The 14,545-nt window shown below is 70.0% G+C and carries 15 protein-coding genes; 2 read left to right on the forward strand and 13 right to left on the reverse strand.

The features are described from left to right. Positions 1 to 242 (forward strand): hypothetical protein (locus tag D7V93_RS46160; RefSeq protein ID WP_208723097.1); only part of this gene is annotated, 242 nt, incomplete at its 5' end. Between the two features lie 597 nt (positions 243 to 839). Here the strand turns inward: D7V93_RS46160 and gmk are convergent. Further along, the gene (gmk, locus tag D7V93_RS21550) at positions 840 to 1,463 is read right to left on the reverse strand and encodes a guanylate kinase (protein ID WP_120645206.1); all 624 of its coding nucleotides are present in this window, start codon (positions 1,461 to 1,463) and stop codon (positions 840 to 842) included. Beyond that, on the reverse strand, positions 1,460 to 2,338 hold the full coding sequence (locus D7V93_RS21555) for a YicC/YloC family endoribonuclease (RefSeq protein WP_120645207.1): 879 nt from the start codon (positions 2,336 to 2,338) through the stop codon (positions 1,460 to 1,462). Before D7V93_RS21555 ends, gmk begins: the two co-directional genes overlap by 4 nt. A gap of 81 nt (positions 2,339 to 2,419) precedes the next feature. Here D7V93_RS21555 and D7V93_RS21560 point away from each other — a divergent pair, with 81 nt between their 5' ends. Beyond that, positions 2,420 to 3,529, forward strand: coding sequence for a glycosyltransferase family 9 protein (locus D7V93_RS21560; protein ID WP_120645208.1), 1,110 nt, complete (start codon positions 2,420 to 2,422; stop codon positions 3,527 to 3,529). Here D7V93_RS21560 and D7V93_RS45880 read toward each other — a convergent pair. The 11 genes from D7V93_RS45880 to D7V93_RS21610 form a co-directional block, all read right to left on the reverse strand. Beyond that, entirely contained in the window at positions 3,519 to 3,695 is a 177-nt protein-coding gene (locus tag D7V93_RS45880; protein ID WP_167509481.1) for a Trm112 family protein, read from the reverse strand. The genes D7V93_RS21560 and D7V93_RS45880 overlap by 11 nt on opposite strands. A gap of 2 nt (positions 3,696 to 3,697) precedes the next feature. Then, positions 3,698 to 4,186, reverse strand: coding sequence for an adenylyltransferase/cytidyltransferase family protein (locus tag D7V93_RS21565; RefSeq protein WP_120645209.1), 489 nt, complete (start codon positions 4,184 to 4,186; stop codon positions 3,698 to 3,700). Continuing rightward, entirely contained in the window at positions 4,183 to 5,196 is a 1,014-nt protein-coding gene (locus tag D7V93_RS21570) for a bifunctional heptose 7-phosphate kinase/heptose 1-phosphate adenyltransferase (RefSeq protein WP_120645210.1), read from the reverse strand. The genes D7V93_RS21565 and D7V93_RS21570 overlap by 4 nt, the downstream gene beginning before the upstream one ends. 31 nt (positions 5,197 to 5,227) lie before the next feature. Then, positions 5,228 to 6,328 carry a tetraacyldisaccharide 4'-kinase gene (lpxK, locus tag D7V93_RS21575; protein WP_120645217.1) on the reverse strand — a complete coding sequence of 367 codons (1,101 nt, stop codon included), beginning with the start codon at positions 6,326 to 6,328 and terminating at the stop codon, positions 5,228 to 5,230. A 5-nt stretch (positions 6,329 to 6,333) separates the two neighbouring features. Next, entirely contained in the window at positions 6,334 to 7,365 is a 1,032-nt protein-coding gene (locus D7V93_RS21580; protein WP_120645211.1) for a glycosyltransferase, read from the reverse strand. After that, positions 7,365 to 8,366, reverse strand: coding sequence for a glycosyltransferase family 4 protein (locus D7V93_RS21585; protein ID WP_120645212.1), 1,002 nt, complete (start codon positions 8,364 to 8,366; stop codon positions 7,365 to 7,367). Before D7V93_RS21585 ends, D7V93_RS21580 begins: the two co-directional genes overlap by 1 nt. Further along, positions 8,363 to 9,637 (reverse strand): 3-deoxy-D-manno-octulosonic acid transferase, encoded by a 1,275-nt coding sequence (locus D7V93_RS21590; protein ID WP_120645213.1) that lies wholly within the window; start codon positions 9,635 to 9,637, stop codon positions 8,363 to 8,365. The genes D7V93_RS21585 and D7V93_RS21590 overlap by 4 nt, the downstream gene beginning before the upstream one ends. Before the next feature lie 20 nt (positions 9,638 to 9,657). Then, positions 9,658 to 10,824, reverse strand: a complete 1,167-nt coding sequence (locus D7V93_RS21595) for a PHP domain-containing protein (RefSeq protein ID WP_244237423.1) — start codon at positions 10,822 to 10,824, stop codon at positions 9,658 to 9,660. Continuing rightward, positions 10,821 to 11,090, reverse strand: a complete 270-nt coding sequence (locus D7V93_RS21600) for a hypothetical protein (protein ID WP_120645215.1) — start codon at positions 11,088 to 11,090, stop codon at positions 10,821 to 10,823. Before D7V93_RS21600 ends, D7V93_RS21595 begins: the two co-directional genes overlap by 4 nt. Next, positions 11,087 to 12,871 (reverse strand): ABC transporter ATP-binding protein, encoded by a 1,785-nt coding sequence (locus D7V93_RS21605; protein WP_120645216.1) that lies wholly within the window; start codon positions 12,869 to 12,871, stop codon positions 11,087 to 11,089. Before D7V93_RS21605 ends, D7V93_RS21600 begins: the two co-directional genes overlap by 4 nt. Positions 12,872 to 12,873: 2 nt before the next feature. After that, positions 12,874 to 14,545: DUF4388 domain-containing protein (locus tag D7V93_RS21610; RefSeq protein WP_120645218.1), on the reverse strand; the 1,672-nt coding region annotated here is incomplete at its 5' end.

Consider the following 14,545-nt stretch of genomic DNA (forward strand, 5'->3'; position numbering starts at 1 on the left):
CTTCTTCGATTTCTTCGGCGCCGTCCAGTGACTTCCGCCGTTTCTTTCGAAGGGGAGCGGCTTCTACTTCTTCGCCGCCTTCCCTGTCAACCGCTCGTTTTCAGCTTTCCTCACCGCTTCCCGTCCGCTTGTTGCCTTCCGGACTTTTTTCGGTGGGGCGCGGCTTCTATCTTTCCGCCGCGCTCGCTGTCAACTCGCTTGTTGACTGCCCTATTTTCTTGTCGGCGCTACACCTCTCCTAGAAGTACCTTCCGCGCCAGTGCGCGGGCTTCCGGGTGAGGGGCGCGGCTTCTACCACCGCGCACTTCAGAGTCAACCCTTTCGGTTTGACTCCTTGCTGCTCTCGGCGTCCGCGTTGGCTGCCCGCTTTCGTCGAGGGGCGCGGCTTCTAACTTCCCGCCGCGTCTACTGTCAACCGCCATCCTGCTGCTTCCGATTCCCGACCGCCGCTGCTTCAGCTCCGCCTCCCACGAGGCGGCAACCCGCTCCAACACCTTCAACGCCCGCTGATCAACTGCCCTGCTGCGGTATCCATCTAAGAAGTGAACCGGAGAATGTCAACTTCCCGTCACCGGCAGAACCAGGCCTCGTTCGCGCGGGATTTCTTCCCCGTGCTCCGCTGCCTGTTCGATCCGCGAGGCCCAGTAAAGCCGCCTTCTCGGATCCCTTCTTCCCTGCGTCGTTCAAGTGCCACCGGAGTGACGCCTGCGTGTCGCCGCGAGGTGTGCGGCTTATCCAACAGACGACCAGGCAGCGCAAGAAGTTTGATGCAGACCGCTGGCGCATCGCGACGTGGTGGAGGGGAAACCGTCAGCCCGCTCCACCGATTCCCGCAGGTCTCAGCTCCCGAGCTTGAGCTTGGACAGGTCCACGCGTCCCCTGCGGCACTGCTCCGCGACCACCACCGAGCGCAGCTCATGGTAGGCGCGCTCGAAGTCGTCGTTCACCACGATGTAGTCGTAGGACGCGATTCCCCGCTCGATCTCCGAGCGAGCACCCAGCATGCGCCGACGGATGGTTTCGTCGGAGTCGGTCTGGCGGTCCCGGAGGCGGCGCTCCAGCTCATCCATGGAGGGCGGCAGGACGAAGATGAGGACCGCATCAGGGTGCTTGCGCTTGATGGCCTGCCCGCCCTGCACGTCGATGTCGAAGACGGCGGTGCCGCGGCGCCGACGCGCTTCGTCCACCACGGACTGGGGGCTTCCGTAGAAGTGGCCGTGCACCTCGGCCCACTCCACGAACTCGCCCTGCTCGATCTTCTCCTGGAAGGTGGCCACTCCAACGAAGTGGTAGTCCACCCCTTCCTGCTCCTTGCCCCGGGGCCGGCGGGTGGTGACGCTCGTGGAGAAGATGCCGTCCGGCATCTCCTTCAGCAGTCGGTGCGCAAGGGTGGTCTTGCCCGCCCCTGAAGGAGCGGAGAGGACGAGCAGCAGACCAGGCGGGAGTCCAGAGGGTTCGTTCATTCGACGTTCTGCACCTGTTCGCGGATGCGCTCGACTTCGGCCTTCATCGAGACCACACGCGAGGAAATCTCCGCGTGCTGGCTCTTGGAGCCTGTCGTGTTCACCTCGCGGTGCATCTCCTGCACGAGGAAATCCATGCGGCGGCCCACGGGCTCGGGGCTCGCCATCAGCAGCCGGAACTGTTCGAGGTGGGTCGCCAGGCGGGTCACCTCTTCGGCGATGTCCGTGCGCTCGGCGAACAGGGCGACTTCCTGCGCCAGTCGCTGCGGGTCCACCGCGACGCCGCGCGCGAGCTCCGCCACACGCTCGGTGAGCCGCTGCTGGTAGTCGTTCACCGCGCGCGGCGCGAGCCGGGCCACTTCCTGGCTCCACCCTTCGATGAGCTTCATCCGGGTGTCGAGGTCCGTGTGGATGGACTCGCCCTCGGTGTTGCGCATCGTCTCCAGCGCGGAGAGGGCCTGCTGGAGCGCGGTCTGGGTAGCCTGGGTGGCGGACTCCACGTCCACTCCCTTCTCCTCCAGGCGGATGACGCCCGGCTGGTTGGCCACTTGCGACCAGGCCACGTCCGCCGAGAGGCCCAGGGCGGTGGCGACTTCCCGGAAGGCCCTGGCGTACTCGCGGGCGAGGGCGACATCCACGGTGGGGACATTGCCGGAGACGGTGGCGGCCTGGCGGCGCACCAGGATTTCCACCGAGCCTCGCGCGAGCCGGTCCTTCACCAGCTTCACGAGCGCGGGTTCCAGCGCGGACAGTTCGCGCGGCAGCCGGACCTTCACTTCACAGAACTTGTGGTTGAGCGAACGTGCCTCCACGGAGACTTCTTCGTCTCCCACGCGGGCGCGCCCTGAACCAAATCCGGTCATGCTTTTGAGCATCGGGCCGGGTGCTAGGGGCTTTCCGTCCCCAGGTCAAGCCAACGTCTTGCGTCCATCCCAATTCTGGTAGGGTCCGCCGCGATGGCGTGGCACAAGCGGCTCGAAACGTGGGCGAAGCTGGCGCTGACGCTCCTGGCCTCAGGCCTCTTCTGGCGCCCTGGACGTCGTCGTCCGCTCGGAACGCCCCTCCCCTCCCCTCGCAAGGTCCTGCTCGTCCGGCCGGACAACCGTGTGGGCGAAGCCCTGCTGCTGACGCCCCTGCTGAAGACCCTCAAGGCCCACGTGCACCCTCCTCCCGAGGTGCATGTGCTGGTGCATTCCAAGGTGGCCCGCGTCCTCCAGGGACATCCCGAGATTGATGCCGTCCTGGCGTTCGACCGGCGATACCTGTGGCTGGGGCCCCTGGCCCCCGGGATCCGCGCGCTCCGGCGTGCCGGCTATGACACCGTGGTGGATTGCGCCAACTGGAGCGCTCCGTCGGTGACGAGTGCGCTGATTGCCCGGATGGCGGGACCGAAGGCGGTCGTCATCGGGCCGGGCATCTGGCCCGTGTCCCTGCTGCAGTCGGTGTCAGTGCCCGCCCGTCCCGATACCCGGCACGAAGCCGTGCAGCGAACGCACCTGCTCACGCCCCTGACGAATGGGGCCGTGGCCCGGGGGCTCTCCTTCCGGGAGCCGGTCGTCGGGACCGCGTTCCGTGAGTACCTGGAGGCGTTCACCCGGGCGGGCTCGCGGCGCGCGGTCATCAACCCGGGGGGCCGGCTGGGCGAGCGCCGCATTCCGGCCGAGGCTTTCGCGGCGGCGGCCCGGGAGCTGCTCTCGCTGGGCTATGCGCCCGTCGTCACCTGGGGCCCGGGTGAAGAGCCGCTGGCGCAGGCCGTGCTCTCGGGCGCGCCGGGTGCGGAGCTTGCCCCGGCCACGAGCATCGACGAGCTCGCGGCGCTCATGCGGGCCGCCGGGCTCACCGTCTGCAACAACACCGGGCCCATGCACCTGTCCGTGGCCGTTGGCGCTCCCACCCTGGCGTTCTTCCTGCGCATCGACATGGAGCGCTGGGGCCATGCCTTCCCTCCTCACCGGATGGTGGACCTGACGCCCTTGATCGACGGAGCCTCCGGCGCGGGTCTGGAACAGCGCGTGGCCGAGGAGGTCCGGTCGTTCGTCTCAGGGCGTGGCTCGCTCACGGGGTGAGCGGACGCTCTCGTTCGGGCACCAGCTGCGGGATGTCCTGCTCCACCGGCCAGGCTCGCAAGCAGCGGGGGCAGCGGACTTCGGGTGGCGGGCCCTCGTGCGACTCGAGGGCGCCCTTGCAGTGGGGGCAGCCCAGGATGGAATGCAGCACCGGGTCCAGGCCCATGGTTACTTCGTGCCTTCGCGTCCGAGCCTGCGCGCCAGCTCCGTGGTGCTGTGGTCCTTCGGGTCTCCTGACACCGCGGTCCGGCCTCCGTAGGCCCGGACCTCGTCCCCTTCTGGAATGGTGTCCGGCGTGTAGTCGGTCCCCTTCACGTGCACGTCGGGCTTGAGGGCGCGAATGATGGCTCGCACGTTCGCTTCGTCGAAGACGACGACCCGGTCGGTGCAGGCCAGCGCCGCGACCAGCTCCGCGCGCTCCGCCTCCGGGATGTGGGGACGTCCGGGCCCCTTGTAGGCCCTCGTCGAGGCATCCGAGTTCACCGCCACCACCAGCACGTCCGCGAGCGCCTTCGCGCCTTCCAGGTACCGGACGTGCCCGACGTGCAGCAGGTCGAAGACTCCGTTGGCCAGCGCCACCGTGCGGCCCTGCTCGCGCCAGCGCTCCCGCTCCTCCGCGATGGCGGCGAGGGGGCGAAGCTTGTCCAAGGTGTTCATCGTGGGCTCCGCAGCGCTTCGAGGAGTTCTTCCCTGGAGACCGTCGCCGTGCCGGGCTTCTGCACGACCAGGGCTCCCGCCACGTTCGCCAGCCGCGCCGCCTCTCCGAACGAGGCTCCTGCGGCGAGCGACAGGGCGAGGCTCGCGATGACCGTGTCCCCCGCTCCCGTCACGTCCACCGCCGACTTCGCTCCGTGCACGGGAATCAGGTCCACTCCGCCCTTCGCGTCGAAGAGCGCCATGCCGTGCCTTCCTCGCGTCACCAGCAGCGCCTGGCACTCCAGCTTGCGCACCGCCGCGTGTCCTGCCTCCAGCAGATCTTCCTTCGTGCGCACCGGGCGGCCCGTGAGCGCTTCCAGCTCCGGCTCGTTGGGCTTGCACACCGTGAGGCCCACGAAGGAGGCGAGCGCGTAGCGGCTGTCCACGCACACAGGCAGTCCGTCATGGGCGAGCTTCCGCAGCACCTCGCGGACCTCTTCGCTGACCACGCCGGCGCCGTAGTCGGAGACGACCACCGCGTCCGCGTCCTTCGCCGCGGCTTCCACCTGCCGGGCAATCGCCTTGCGCATCCGGGGCGGCAGGGCGCCTCGCTGCCCCCGGTCCACCCGGAGCATCTGCTGCCTCGTGGTGCTCACGCCGCCCGCGAGGATGCGGGTCTTCGTCTCCGTCTCGATGGTCCGGCTGCTGACCGCGTGCAGCCGGATGTCCGCGGCGTCGAAGAGCTTGCGCAGCGACCTCCCCATCGGGTCCACGCCCAGCGCGCCCACCGCCGTCACCTGGCCGGACAGCGTCCTTACGTTGGCCGCCACGTTGGCGCCTCCGCCGAGCTTCACTTCCGATGACTCGTAGCGAACGATGAGCACCGGGGCCTCGCGGCTCACCCGATCCGTCTGCCCGTAGAGATAGTGGTCAGCGACCAGGTCTCCCACCAGCAACACCCGGCGGCGCGCGAAGGCGAGTGGCAGACGCGAGGACGGAGCTGTCGGACGTGAGGACGAGACCGCGGCCATGGGCGCGCGTTGTCCCACAGCCCTCCGACCCTCACAAGTCGCGCGTCTCCGGCTTCAGCCCAAGTGCCCGCCGCAGATGCGATTCGCCCTCCAGGACCTCCACGCCCAGGCGCACCACCCAGGCCTCGAACCCCGGGGGCAGCCTCACCGCGTCCTTCTCCGTCGTCACCACGAGCGCGCCCTGCTGTCGGGCCCGGGCTTCGACCCCGCGCAGTTCGTCCGCGGTGAAGTGGTGATGATCCGGGAAGAGGGCGGCGTCCCCCACCTCTGCTCCCAGCGCGGTGAGCGTCTTCAGGAAGCCTCCGGGCCGGGCCAGTCCCGCGAGCGCGAGGACCGGCCTTCCTTCGAGCGCGTTCGTCGCGTGCTCGGTGCCCGAGGGATCCCACCAGCCCGTGGGCCCGTAGCGCGTCCGGACCCGGGGCGCCGTCACGGCTTCGAGCCAGGGAATGGGGGCCACGGGGTCTTGAGACAGGGGGGCCGCTCGCAGCCAGAGGAGCGTGGCCCGGCGCAGGGCCGAGGGTGGCTCTCGCAGCGGTCCTCTGGGGAGCAGGTGACCGTTGCCCAGGCCCACGGACTCGTCCACGACGACGAGGTCCTCGTCCCGATGGAGGCGGCGGTGCTGGAAGCCGTCGTCCAGCAGGACCGTGTCCAGACCGTAGTCGTCCCTCGCCCTGCGTGCCGCCGCGACCCGATCCGCTCCCACGAAGAGGCGGGCCTTGGGACACCTTCGCGCGAGCAACAGGGGTTCGTCTCCGGCCTCGCCCACCGTGGGTGGAGATTCGGCTCCCGTGAAGGTCAGCGGCTCGCGGGACTCGCGCCCGTAGCCTCTCGTGAGGATGCCGACCTTGCGACCTTCTTGGAGCAGCAGTTCGGCCAGGTGCAGCACCGCGGGCGTCTTGCCCGTGCCTCCCACGTTGACGTTGCCGACCGAGAGGACTCGCAGCCCTCCGACTCGTTCGGCTCGCAGCAGGCCGGTGTCGTAGAGCGCGCCTCTCAGGCGGACCGCTCCGCTGTACGTCCAGGACAGGAGCGCGAGGGGCGACAGGAAGGCTCGACGGGCCCATGGCTCTGGCTTCGGGGGGTAGAAGACCCGCTCCAGGGCCGTGGGGGCGCCAGGCTCCGGGCCCTGCATGGTGGTCATCTCCGGGCCTCCGCTGCCTGCTGGTAGAGGTCCAGGACGGCGTTGGCGATGCTTTCGTTCTTCGGGTGCTCCGTGATGGCTCGGGATTCGGAGAGTGCGGCGGACACCACGGCGTCCACCGTGGGCGCTTCCACCTTCGCATCCGCGAGGTCCGGGAGCGCTCCTTCCTTCACCGCCACCACCCGGACTCCACAGGCCCTCGCTTGCGCCGCGGCCCTTGCGCTCCAGTCGTTCCCCAGGCCGAGGATCCACACCTCGTCCAGGGCCTGCAGCCACTTCACGAAGGCCGGGCCCTGTTGGTAGCCCGCGAACGTGACCTGCTCCGTGAGGCCTCGCTCCGACACCTGCGTCCGGGTCGCTTCGAGCAGGGCTCCGTCTCCGACCAGTACGAGGCGGGCATCCGGGCGGTGTCGGGTGAACGTGGCGAAGGCTTCGACTCCGAGCGCGTGACGCCGGCTCTCCTGGAACGTGGAGATCATTCCCACGAGGTATGTGTCCCCGAGCCCCAGGTCCCGGCGCAGGGCCTGGCGGTCCTTCGTCGGCTCGAACATCGGATCCACCAGCGCGGGGAGTACCTGGACGGGACGGTGTCGACCTTCGAGCTTCGCTCGCAGATGGCTCGCGGGCACCGTGTAGCCGCCTGCTTCGGGCAGCGACGCTCTCAGCGAACGGGGCGCATGGATGGAGCGGATCCGCACCGCGCCTTTTGGCGTTCCCCACCTGGCCAGGAGGTGATCGTGGGTGAAGTGGGCGTGCAGCACGTCCACCCGTCGCTGGCGGAGTGCTCGCAGGTCACTCCACATTTCCCAGGGCGGCGACTTCACGGACAACGCGAGGCCTCCCTCGTCCAGGAGGCCCAGGGACTGGAAGCGCGGCACGGCGGGCTCCTCCGCGGCGATGTCGCGGCGCTTGCGGTCCACCGCGACCGTCACTTCGTGGCCCAGGGCCCGCTGTGCCTGGGCCAGCAGCGCGACGTTCTCCGCCGGGCCGCTCCAGAACGGACTCGCCAGCAGGTGCAGGATGCGCATCAGCGCTTCACCAGCGATTGGTAGAGGTCGCTCAAGGCCCTGGCTTCGTGTTCAACACCACAGCGGCGGCGCGCTTCCTCCGCGGCGTTGCGGCCCACCTGGCGGGCTCGCTCTGGCTCGCGGGTCAGTTGATCCAACAGCTCGCGCAGCCCCTTCACGTCTCCGGGCTCGAAGAAGAAGCCCGTTCGGCCATGCTCGATGAGGGTGTCCAGGTACGGCAGCTTCGAGGCCACCACACAGCAGCCCGAAGCCATCGCCTCCACGTGCACCAGCGAGTAGCCCTCCGCGTAGGACGGGTGCACCAGGATACTCAGGCCCTGGTACCAGGGCTCGATGGTGGACTGCTCACCCGCGAGCTTCACCCGGTCCTCGATGCCCCGGCGCAGGCCGTTCACCCACTCCAGGTCCGGGCCCTTCGCGAGCCCCACCAGCACCGCCTGCCACTCCGGTCGCTCCGGCAACAACGGCCGCAGGGCTTCGAGGAAGTCGCCCTGCCCCTTCTCCTTGCGGATGCGCCCGATGACTCCGATGCCGTAGCGCCCGCCCTGCCCCAGCCGCTCCCAGGCGGCGTCCCGATCTGCCGGCGGATGGAAGCGCGTGAGGTCGATGCCGTGCGAGATCACCGTGGAGGGCAGCGCGATGACGTCGGAGATCTGCCTCGTGAGCGACACCAGCGCGTCCGCGCCCCGGGCGAGCCAGCGGGTGAAGCGCGTGGGCGCCACCGACGTGTGCCTCGTGAAGACGAGGCGGACCCGGCCTCCCAACATCTTCAGCAACATCCCCGCGAGGAGTTCGTTGTTCCGGTGCGCGTGCCAGACGATGGGCTCCTGGTGGGAGCGGCGGATCAACTCCGCCCAGGTGATGCGCGGCAGGTCCGCCGTCAGGCCGGAGCCGATGACCCGCGTCTCCTCGCCCTTCGCGAGCGCGGGCACCACCGACTCCACGTGCCGGGTCACTCCCGTGTAGCGCTTGTGGAAGTGGGGATGGACGATGAGCGTCATGGGCTTCCCTCTCGGCGCGGCAGCGCGGCCATCGCTTCGGCGTTGCGGTCGCTGGCTCCGGAGATGCGGCGCACCGTGGCCCCGGCCTGGGCTCCCAGGGCGCTCAGGCGATCCGGGTGCTCGAGCAGGTCCTTGAGCGCGGTGTACAGCGCCTCTCCGTCCGCCACCGGGATGCCTCCGTTTCCTTCCAGCACCGCCACGCTGTCCCGGAAGTTGTCCATGTGCGGGCCGAACAACACCGGCTTGCCCTGCCCCGCTGGCTCCAGGATGTTCTGGCCGCCCCGCTTCGTGAACGACCCTCCCACGAACACCACCGTGGCCAGGCGATAGGCGCGTGACAACTCTCCCATCGAGTCCATCACCACCACCGCCGCCCGCTCCGGGTTTCCCTTCGAGCGCAGCCCCGCGTCCAGGCCCCGCTCCTTCGCCAGGGCGAGGATCCGCTCGGCCCGGTTCACGTAGCGCGGCGCGATGACCAGCCCCAGCGTGGGCCAACGCTCCCGTAGACGCTGATACACCTGCAACAGGATTTCTTCCTCACCCTCATGGGTGCTGCCTGCGATCCAGACGGGTTGCTCCCGGGCGAGGCCCAGCGCGCTTCGCAGGGCTTCGTCCTCGGGCGCGGGGCCCGCGGCCAGGGCGTCGAACTTGGTGTTGCCCGTGGTGAGCACCCGCTCCGGAGGGGCTCCGAGGGTCCTGGCCCTTTCGGCCTCTTCCTCCTGCCGCATCAGGAGCAGGTCCAGATCCTCCAGCGGGTTCCCGATGAGCCCGAAGAGCGTCCGGTACTTCCCCACGTTCGCGGGAGAGAAACGGCCGTTGGTCATCACCACGCTCGCGCCGGAGCGCTTCGCGGCCCGGATGAGGTTGGGCCAGACCTCCGTGTACTCCAGCACCAGCACGTCCGGGCGCAGGGCTCGCACCGCGCGCCTGGTCGCGCCCCACAGGTCGTAGGGCGCGTACACGACTCCGTCGATCTGCTTCGCCAACCGGTCGCGTGCCATCGCGTGGCCGCTGTCCGTCATCGTCGAGAGCACGATGCGGCACCCGGGGAAGCGCTGGCGCAGCGGGCCGAACATGGGCGCCAGGGCCAGCAGGTCTCCCGCGCTGGCTCCGTGCAGCCACAGCAGCGGGCCCTTGCCTTCGGGCAGCGCTCCGGGCGCGTAGAAGCCCAGCCGCTGCATCAGCCCGTGACGCGTCTTCCGGTGCACGCAGAGCACCGGGAACAGCAGCGCGAAGAGGACGTAGGTGGCGACGATGTAGAGCAGGCGCATGGGCGACGTCCCGCGCTCTATCAGATGCCCGGTGGTCGCGGCACCACTCGCACCGGACTGGGGACGAGCCACGGACGCCACTCGTGGCCGAAGAAGCGCCCGGGCGCGTGGGCCCAGACCTCCACCTGCACCGCTCCGGGACCGGTCAGCTCGACGTGCTGTCCGTCGGGGCTCAGGCGGCCTTCTCCCCACACCCGGACCTCGAGCGTTCCGGGGTCGTGTTCGGGGAGGCGCACCGTGAGCACCGCTCCCACGGGGGCCTCGCGGGACTTCGCGTCGTACCCTTCGAGGGCGAAGCCGTCTGGCGCTCCGAGGGCCCGGAAGACGCAGAGTGCCTGGGTGCTCGCCAGGGCCTGGGTGACCTGCGCCTCGGCCTCGCGGGCATCCCTGGACAGGGGCCCCGGCAGCAACTCGGGCGGAAACTCCAGGTCGAGCGCGCTGAAGACGGTCTCGTACGCGGGCAGGCCGTGCGCATCGTGCGCGCACAGGGCGAGCCTTGGACGCTCTCTCGCCAGCTCCAGGAAGCGCGCCGTGGGTTCCGGCTCCGGGGCCACGAGCAACATCACTCCGTGCACCGGGTTGACCAGCGACGCCCCCAGCGCGGGCAGGAGCCGGCTCAGCGGGCTGTGCAGGGCCTGGCGGAAGAAGGTGTCCGCCGAGTACAGCTCGAAGCCGGGCACCTGGTGCGCGGTGGCTTCGTCCTTCCAGGGGTTCTTCGTCTGGACCGGATGGGCGAGGACCGCGGTTCCTCCGGCGGCCTCGACCGCCGCCACAGACTGCTCGGGCGGGCCCCAGGGCTTCATGTCCTGCAATGGCCGCTGCATTCCGAAGGCGGCCAGGTGGCCCGCGCTGGTCGAGAGCTCCACGCCGGGGATGAGCAGCACGCCGTCCATCCAGGTCGCGATGGGAGGCTTGAAGTCGTTGTGGTCGGTGAGCACCACGAAGTCCAGGCCCGCGGCCTTCGCCGCCGCCGCGACCTTCGCGGGCGTCCCGTGTCCGTCCGAACGCGTGGTGTGCACGTGGTACGCGCCCCGGATCCACGGCTTCGCCGTCGGCGTGGGGGCGACCACCGGGTAGTCCGCGAAGCCCGCCGCGAAGGCGAAGAAGCCCGCAATGCCCAGGAGGAGCAGCAGCACCCCGAGCACCGCTCGGACGCCCAGGGAGAGGAGGCGCTTCGCGGACTTCACGCGCGGATCCATCCGAGGACCCGAGCGGCCGGGCGGCCTGTGGCGTGCTCGCACGTCCACGGCGCGGAAGCGTTGGACGCCTTCGTGCCATGCCCGCACGTCCACAGCACTGAAGCGTCGGGCGCCTTCATGCCGTGCTCGCACATCCACGGCACGGATGCGTCGGACGCCTTCATGCTGCTCTCGTACGTCCACAGCACGGATGCGTCGGACGCCTTCATGCCGTGCTCGCACGTCCACGGCACGGAAGCCTCGGGCGCCTTCATGCCGCTCCTCGCTCCACGGATCCCGTCGTCTGCAGGCGCCACATGGAGGCGTAGCGGCCCTCCTCCTGAAGCAGCTCCGCGTGGCTGCCGCTCTCCACGATACGTCCTGCTTCCACCACGTGGATGACATCCGCGCTCGTCACCGTGGACAGGCGGTGGGCAATCACCAGCGCCGTCCGGCCCGGGAGGACCTTCGCGAGCGCGGCCTGCACCTCACGCTCGTTCTCCGGATCCAGGCTGCTGGTGGCTTCGTCCAACACCAGCACCGGCGCCTTCGACAACACCGCCCGGGCGATGCACAAGCGCTGGCGCTGGCCTCCGCTCAGCGTGACGCCCCGCTCACCGATTCTTGTGTCGTAGCCTTGCGGCAGCGCCTGGATGAAGCCGTCCGCGTTCGCCACCCTCGCCGCGGCCTCGACCTCTTCGCGGGTCGCGTTCGGCCTCGCGTGGCGCAGGTTCTCCAGCACCGTGCCGTGGAAGAGCAGCGGCTCCTGTGTCACCAGGGCAAACTGGGCTCGGACGCTCGCCGCCGTGTACGTGTCCGCGTCCACTCCATCCAGGAGGATGCGGCCCTCCTGGGGACGCTCGAAGCGCAGTAGCAGCGACGTCACCGTGCTCTTGCCGCCTCCACTGCCACCCACCAGCGCCGCCACCTGGCCCACCTTCAGGTCCAGCGTCAGCCCTTCGAGCGCACGCCGCTCCCCGTAGGAGAACCGCACGCCCTCCATCCGCAGCGAGTCCCGCATCGCCGGCGCGGGGATGGCTCCGGGCGCGTCCTCCACCGGATGCTTCAGGTCGAGCAGCGCGAAGAGCCGCTCGCCCGCCGCTCCCGCCTGCACCGCGAACTGCGTCACCCGGCCCAGGTCCTTCACCGGCTGGTACACGAGGATCACCGCCGTCAGCAGCGACAGGAGCGCCTCCGGCTCCATCGCCCGCGTCGCCGCCGCGTACCCCAGCGCTCCCGCCAGCGCCGCCGCCGCCAGCACCTCCATCAGCCCCGGCACGCCTCCGCGCGCCCAGGCGGCGCCCACCACGGCCTCTTCATGCGCCTTCGCGTAGGACTCGAAGCGCGCGAGTTCCGCCTGCTGACCGTTGAAGGCCTGGATGGTGCGCAGCCCTCCCAGCCCTTCGTGGAGCTGACCCGCGAGCTGCCCCAGGTGCGCCTGCCCCTCCCGCGTGCCCTTCAACACCTTGCGCGTGAGCTTCGAGGCGGGCAGCGCCGCCAGCGGAATCACCGCCAGCATCAGGCCGCCCAAGAGCGGGCTCATCGACAGCGCCACGCCCGCGAGCACCAGCACCTGGATGGTGTCGCGCAGGTACGAGCCCACCGTGTACATGGCGGCCTGTTCCACCGCCATCACGTCCGAGGAGAAGCGGCTGAGCAGGTCTCCCGTCCGCTGCCGGGACATCTGCGAGGGCGACAGCGCCGTGAGGCGCAGGAAGAGGTCACGCCGCAGGTCCTTCACCACGCGCTGCGCGAACAGGCCCATGAAATAGAACTGGCCCAGATACCCCACGCCCTTCACCACGCCCACGCCCAGCACCAGCACCGGGAAGCCCCAGAGCGCCGCCTCGCGCGGCAGGTCCGCCAGCCACGGCACCCGGTGCGCGCTCGCGAACCCCTCCTCGCCTCCCGACAGCAGGAAGCGCAGGGCCGGGCCCAGCAGGTACGCGTACGCGCCCGTGGCGAGCCCCAGCACCGCCATGCACAGGAAGGCCAGGACGAGGATTCCCGCGTGCAGCTTCGCATAGCGCAGCAGTCGCCAGAGCGCGTGATGCATGACTACTTCACCACCTTCTGCAGGGCCGCCCTCGCGAGCACCGAGTACGGGTTCAGCTCCAGCACCTTCATCAGCTTCTTGCGCGCGAGCGGCGCGTCGTCCAGGTCGATTTCGATGATGGCCGCGATGATCTGCGCGCGCTCCAGGTACGGGTCCAACGTCAGCGCCTGCTTGAGCACCTTGCGCGCCGCCAGCGCCCGCTGCATCAGCGACCCGGGCGAGCCCCGGTACTTCGCCCAGGCGAGGTACGAGTAGTACTCGGGCTCGTGCTCGTTGAGCGACACCGCCTCCTCGAAGCCCTGGATGGCCGCGCGGTAGTCGCCCCGTTTCAGCGCGGACTCACCGCGACGCAACGCGATCTCCGCGTCCACGTTGATGGCGGTCGCCCGGCCCACCACCTCCTGCCGGCTTAAGAAGTACTGGAGATAGGCGCGGCGCTTCTCGTCCACGCTCAGCACGCGGTACGAGGCGGACAGCTTCTCCTGCACCTGATCCAACAGGTCGCGCAGGTCCGAGATGTCGAACTCCGCGTAGGTGTCCGGATGGAAGCGCATCGCCGTCTCGTGGTACGCGCGCTCCACCGCCTCCTTGTCCGCCGCGATGTGCAGGCCCAGCCCGCCGAAGTAGCTGCGCGTGATGATCCGCACCGCCTCCTCGCGCAGCGCCGCCGCGGTCTCTGGAGGCAGCGTCTTGCGCTTGCGCGGCGCGATGACGTCCGGCGCCGCCGACGCGCTGAGCACGTCCGTCCCCGACGCCAGCGGCACCGGCGAGAACGTCACCCCGCCCGTCAGCCGCAGGAACCACAGCAGCGTGTATGCCGCCCGCAGCTCCGCGCGCCCGTGCGCCAGCAAATCCCTCAGGACGATGCGGCCATTCACCTGCATGGCCAGCTTGATGTCCTCCGTGTCCAGCGCCATCGCCTGGAGGTCCCGGCCGAAGTCCGCCGAGCGCACGGGGTACTCGTTCAGGTGCGCGCGCAGGCCCGCCGCCACGACCTTCAATGGCATCCGCCGCCGGGCCGCCTCCAGGAGCGGCGCCAGGGCCGGCTGCTCCACCGAGGCCACCTCCGTGGAGAACTCGTCGCCCGCGTAGAAGGCATAGCGGCCCTCCCGCATGGCCAGCACGCGGCCGAGCCGGTCCCTCGTGAAGTCGCGCAGCAGGGCCAGCAATTCCTCCCCCACCGCCTCCACGCCCACGTCCGCCAGCGCCGCGCCGATGCGCATCCCGGAGGCCAGCGCCTCCACCACGGGCTGTTCCTGCGCCTCCGTGAGCACCTGGCGCTCGCGCAGGAAGCGCGGGAGGGCGTCCTGCTTCGCGGAGGCGTCGAAGTTCACCGGCCCGCCGCGCAGGAAGTACACGCGCCGCGACAACCCCCGGTGGGCCACCACCAGCACGCCATCGCGGCGCAGCCGGTAGAGCGAGTGCAAGAGCGCCGGCAGCGGGAAGCCCTTCAGGTCGCCCGTCGCCACCGCGGAGCGCGACAGCGTGGCGGCCAGGCCCGTCAGCACCACGGCCTGCGCGGCCTTCACCAGCGACTCCAGCCGCGGCACCAGCTCCCCCGGCTTGAGCGGATCCGGGATGTACGCGTTGACCTTCAGGTCCAACACCGAGCCCACGCCGCGCGCCCGGCCCAGGTGCCCCTTGTCGATGGCCACGATGGGCACCCGCCCACCC

Source organism: Corallococcus llansteffanensis, from assembly GCF_003612055.1.
Classification (GTDB): Bacteria; Myxococcota; Myxococcia; order Myxococcales; family Myxococcaceae; genus Corallococcus; species Corallococcus llansteffanensis.

Excerpts from the sequence above, each read along its gene's own strand:
- D7V93_RS21590 (WP_120645213.1), bottom strand. The coding sequence starts at position 9,637 with ATGCGCCTGCTCTACATCGTCGCCACCTACGTCCTCTTCGCGCTGCTG.
- D7V93_RS21565 (WP_120645209.1), bottom strand. The coding sequence starts at position 4,186 with ATGAACACCTTGGACAAGCTTCGCCCCCTCGCCGCCATCGCGGAGGAG.
- lpxK (WP_120645217.1), bottom strand. The coding sequence starts at position 6,328 with ATGCAGGGCCCGGAGCCTGGCGCCCCCACGGCCCTGGAGCGGGTCTTC.
- D7V93_RS21580 (WP_120645211.1), bottom strand. The coding sequence starts at position 7,365 with ATGCGCATCCTGCACCTGCTGGCGAGTCCGTTCTGGAGCGGCCCGGCG.
- D7V93_RS21585 (WP_120645212.1), bottom strand. The coding sequence starts at position 8,366 with ATGACGCTCATCGTCCATCCCCACTTCCACAAGCGCTACACGGGAGTG.
- D7V93_RS21600 (WP_120645215.1), bottom strand. The coding sequence starts at position 11,090 with ATGAAGGCGCCCGAGGCTTCCGTGCCGTGGACGTGCGAGCACGGCATG.
- gmk (WP_120645206.1), bottom strand. The coding sequence starts at position 1,463 with ATGAACGAACCCTCTGGACTCCCGCCTGGTCTGCTGCTCGTCCTCTCC.
- D7V93_RS45880 (WP_167509481.1), bottom strand. The coding sequence starts at position 3,695 with ATGGGCCTGGACCCGGTGCTGCATTCCATCCTGGGCTGCCCCCACTGC.
- D7V93_RS21560 (WP_120645208.1), top strand. The coding sequence starts at position 2,420 with ATGGCGTGGCACAAGCGGCTCGAAACGTGGGCGAAGCTGGCGCTGACG.
- D7V93_RS21605 (WP_120645216.1), bottom strand. The coding sequence starts at position 12,871 with ATGCATCACGCGCTCTGGCGACTGCTGCGCTATGCGAAGCTGCACGCG.
- D7V93_RS21570 (WP_120645210.1), bottom strand. The coding sequence starts at position 5,196 with ATGGCCGCGGTCTCGTCCTCACGTCCGACAGCTCCGTCCTCGCGTCTG.
- D7V93_RS21555 (WP_120645207.1), bottom strand. The coding sequence starts at position 2,338 with ATGCTCAAAAGCATGACCGGATTTGGTTCAGGGCGCGCCCGCGTGGGA.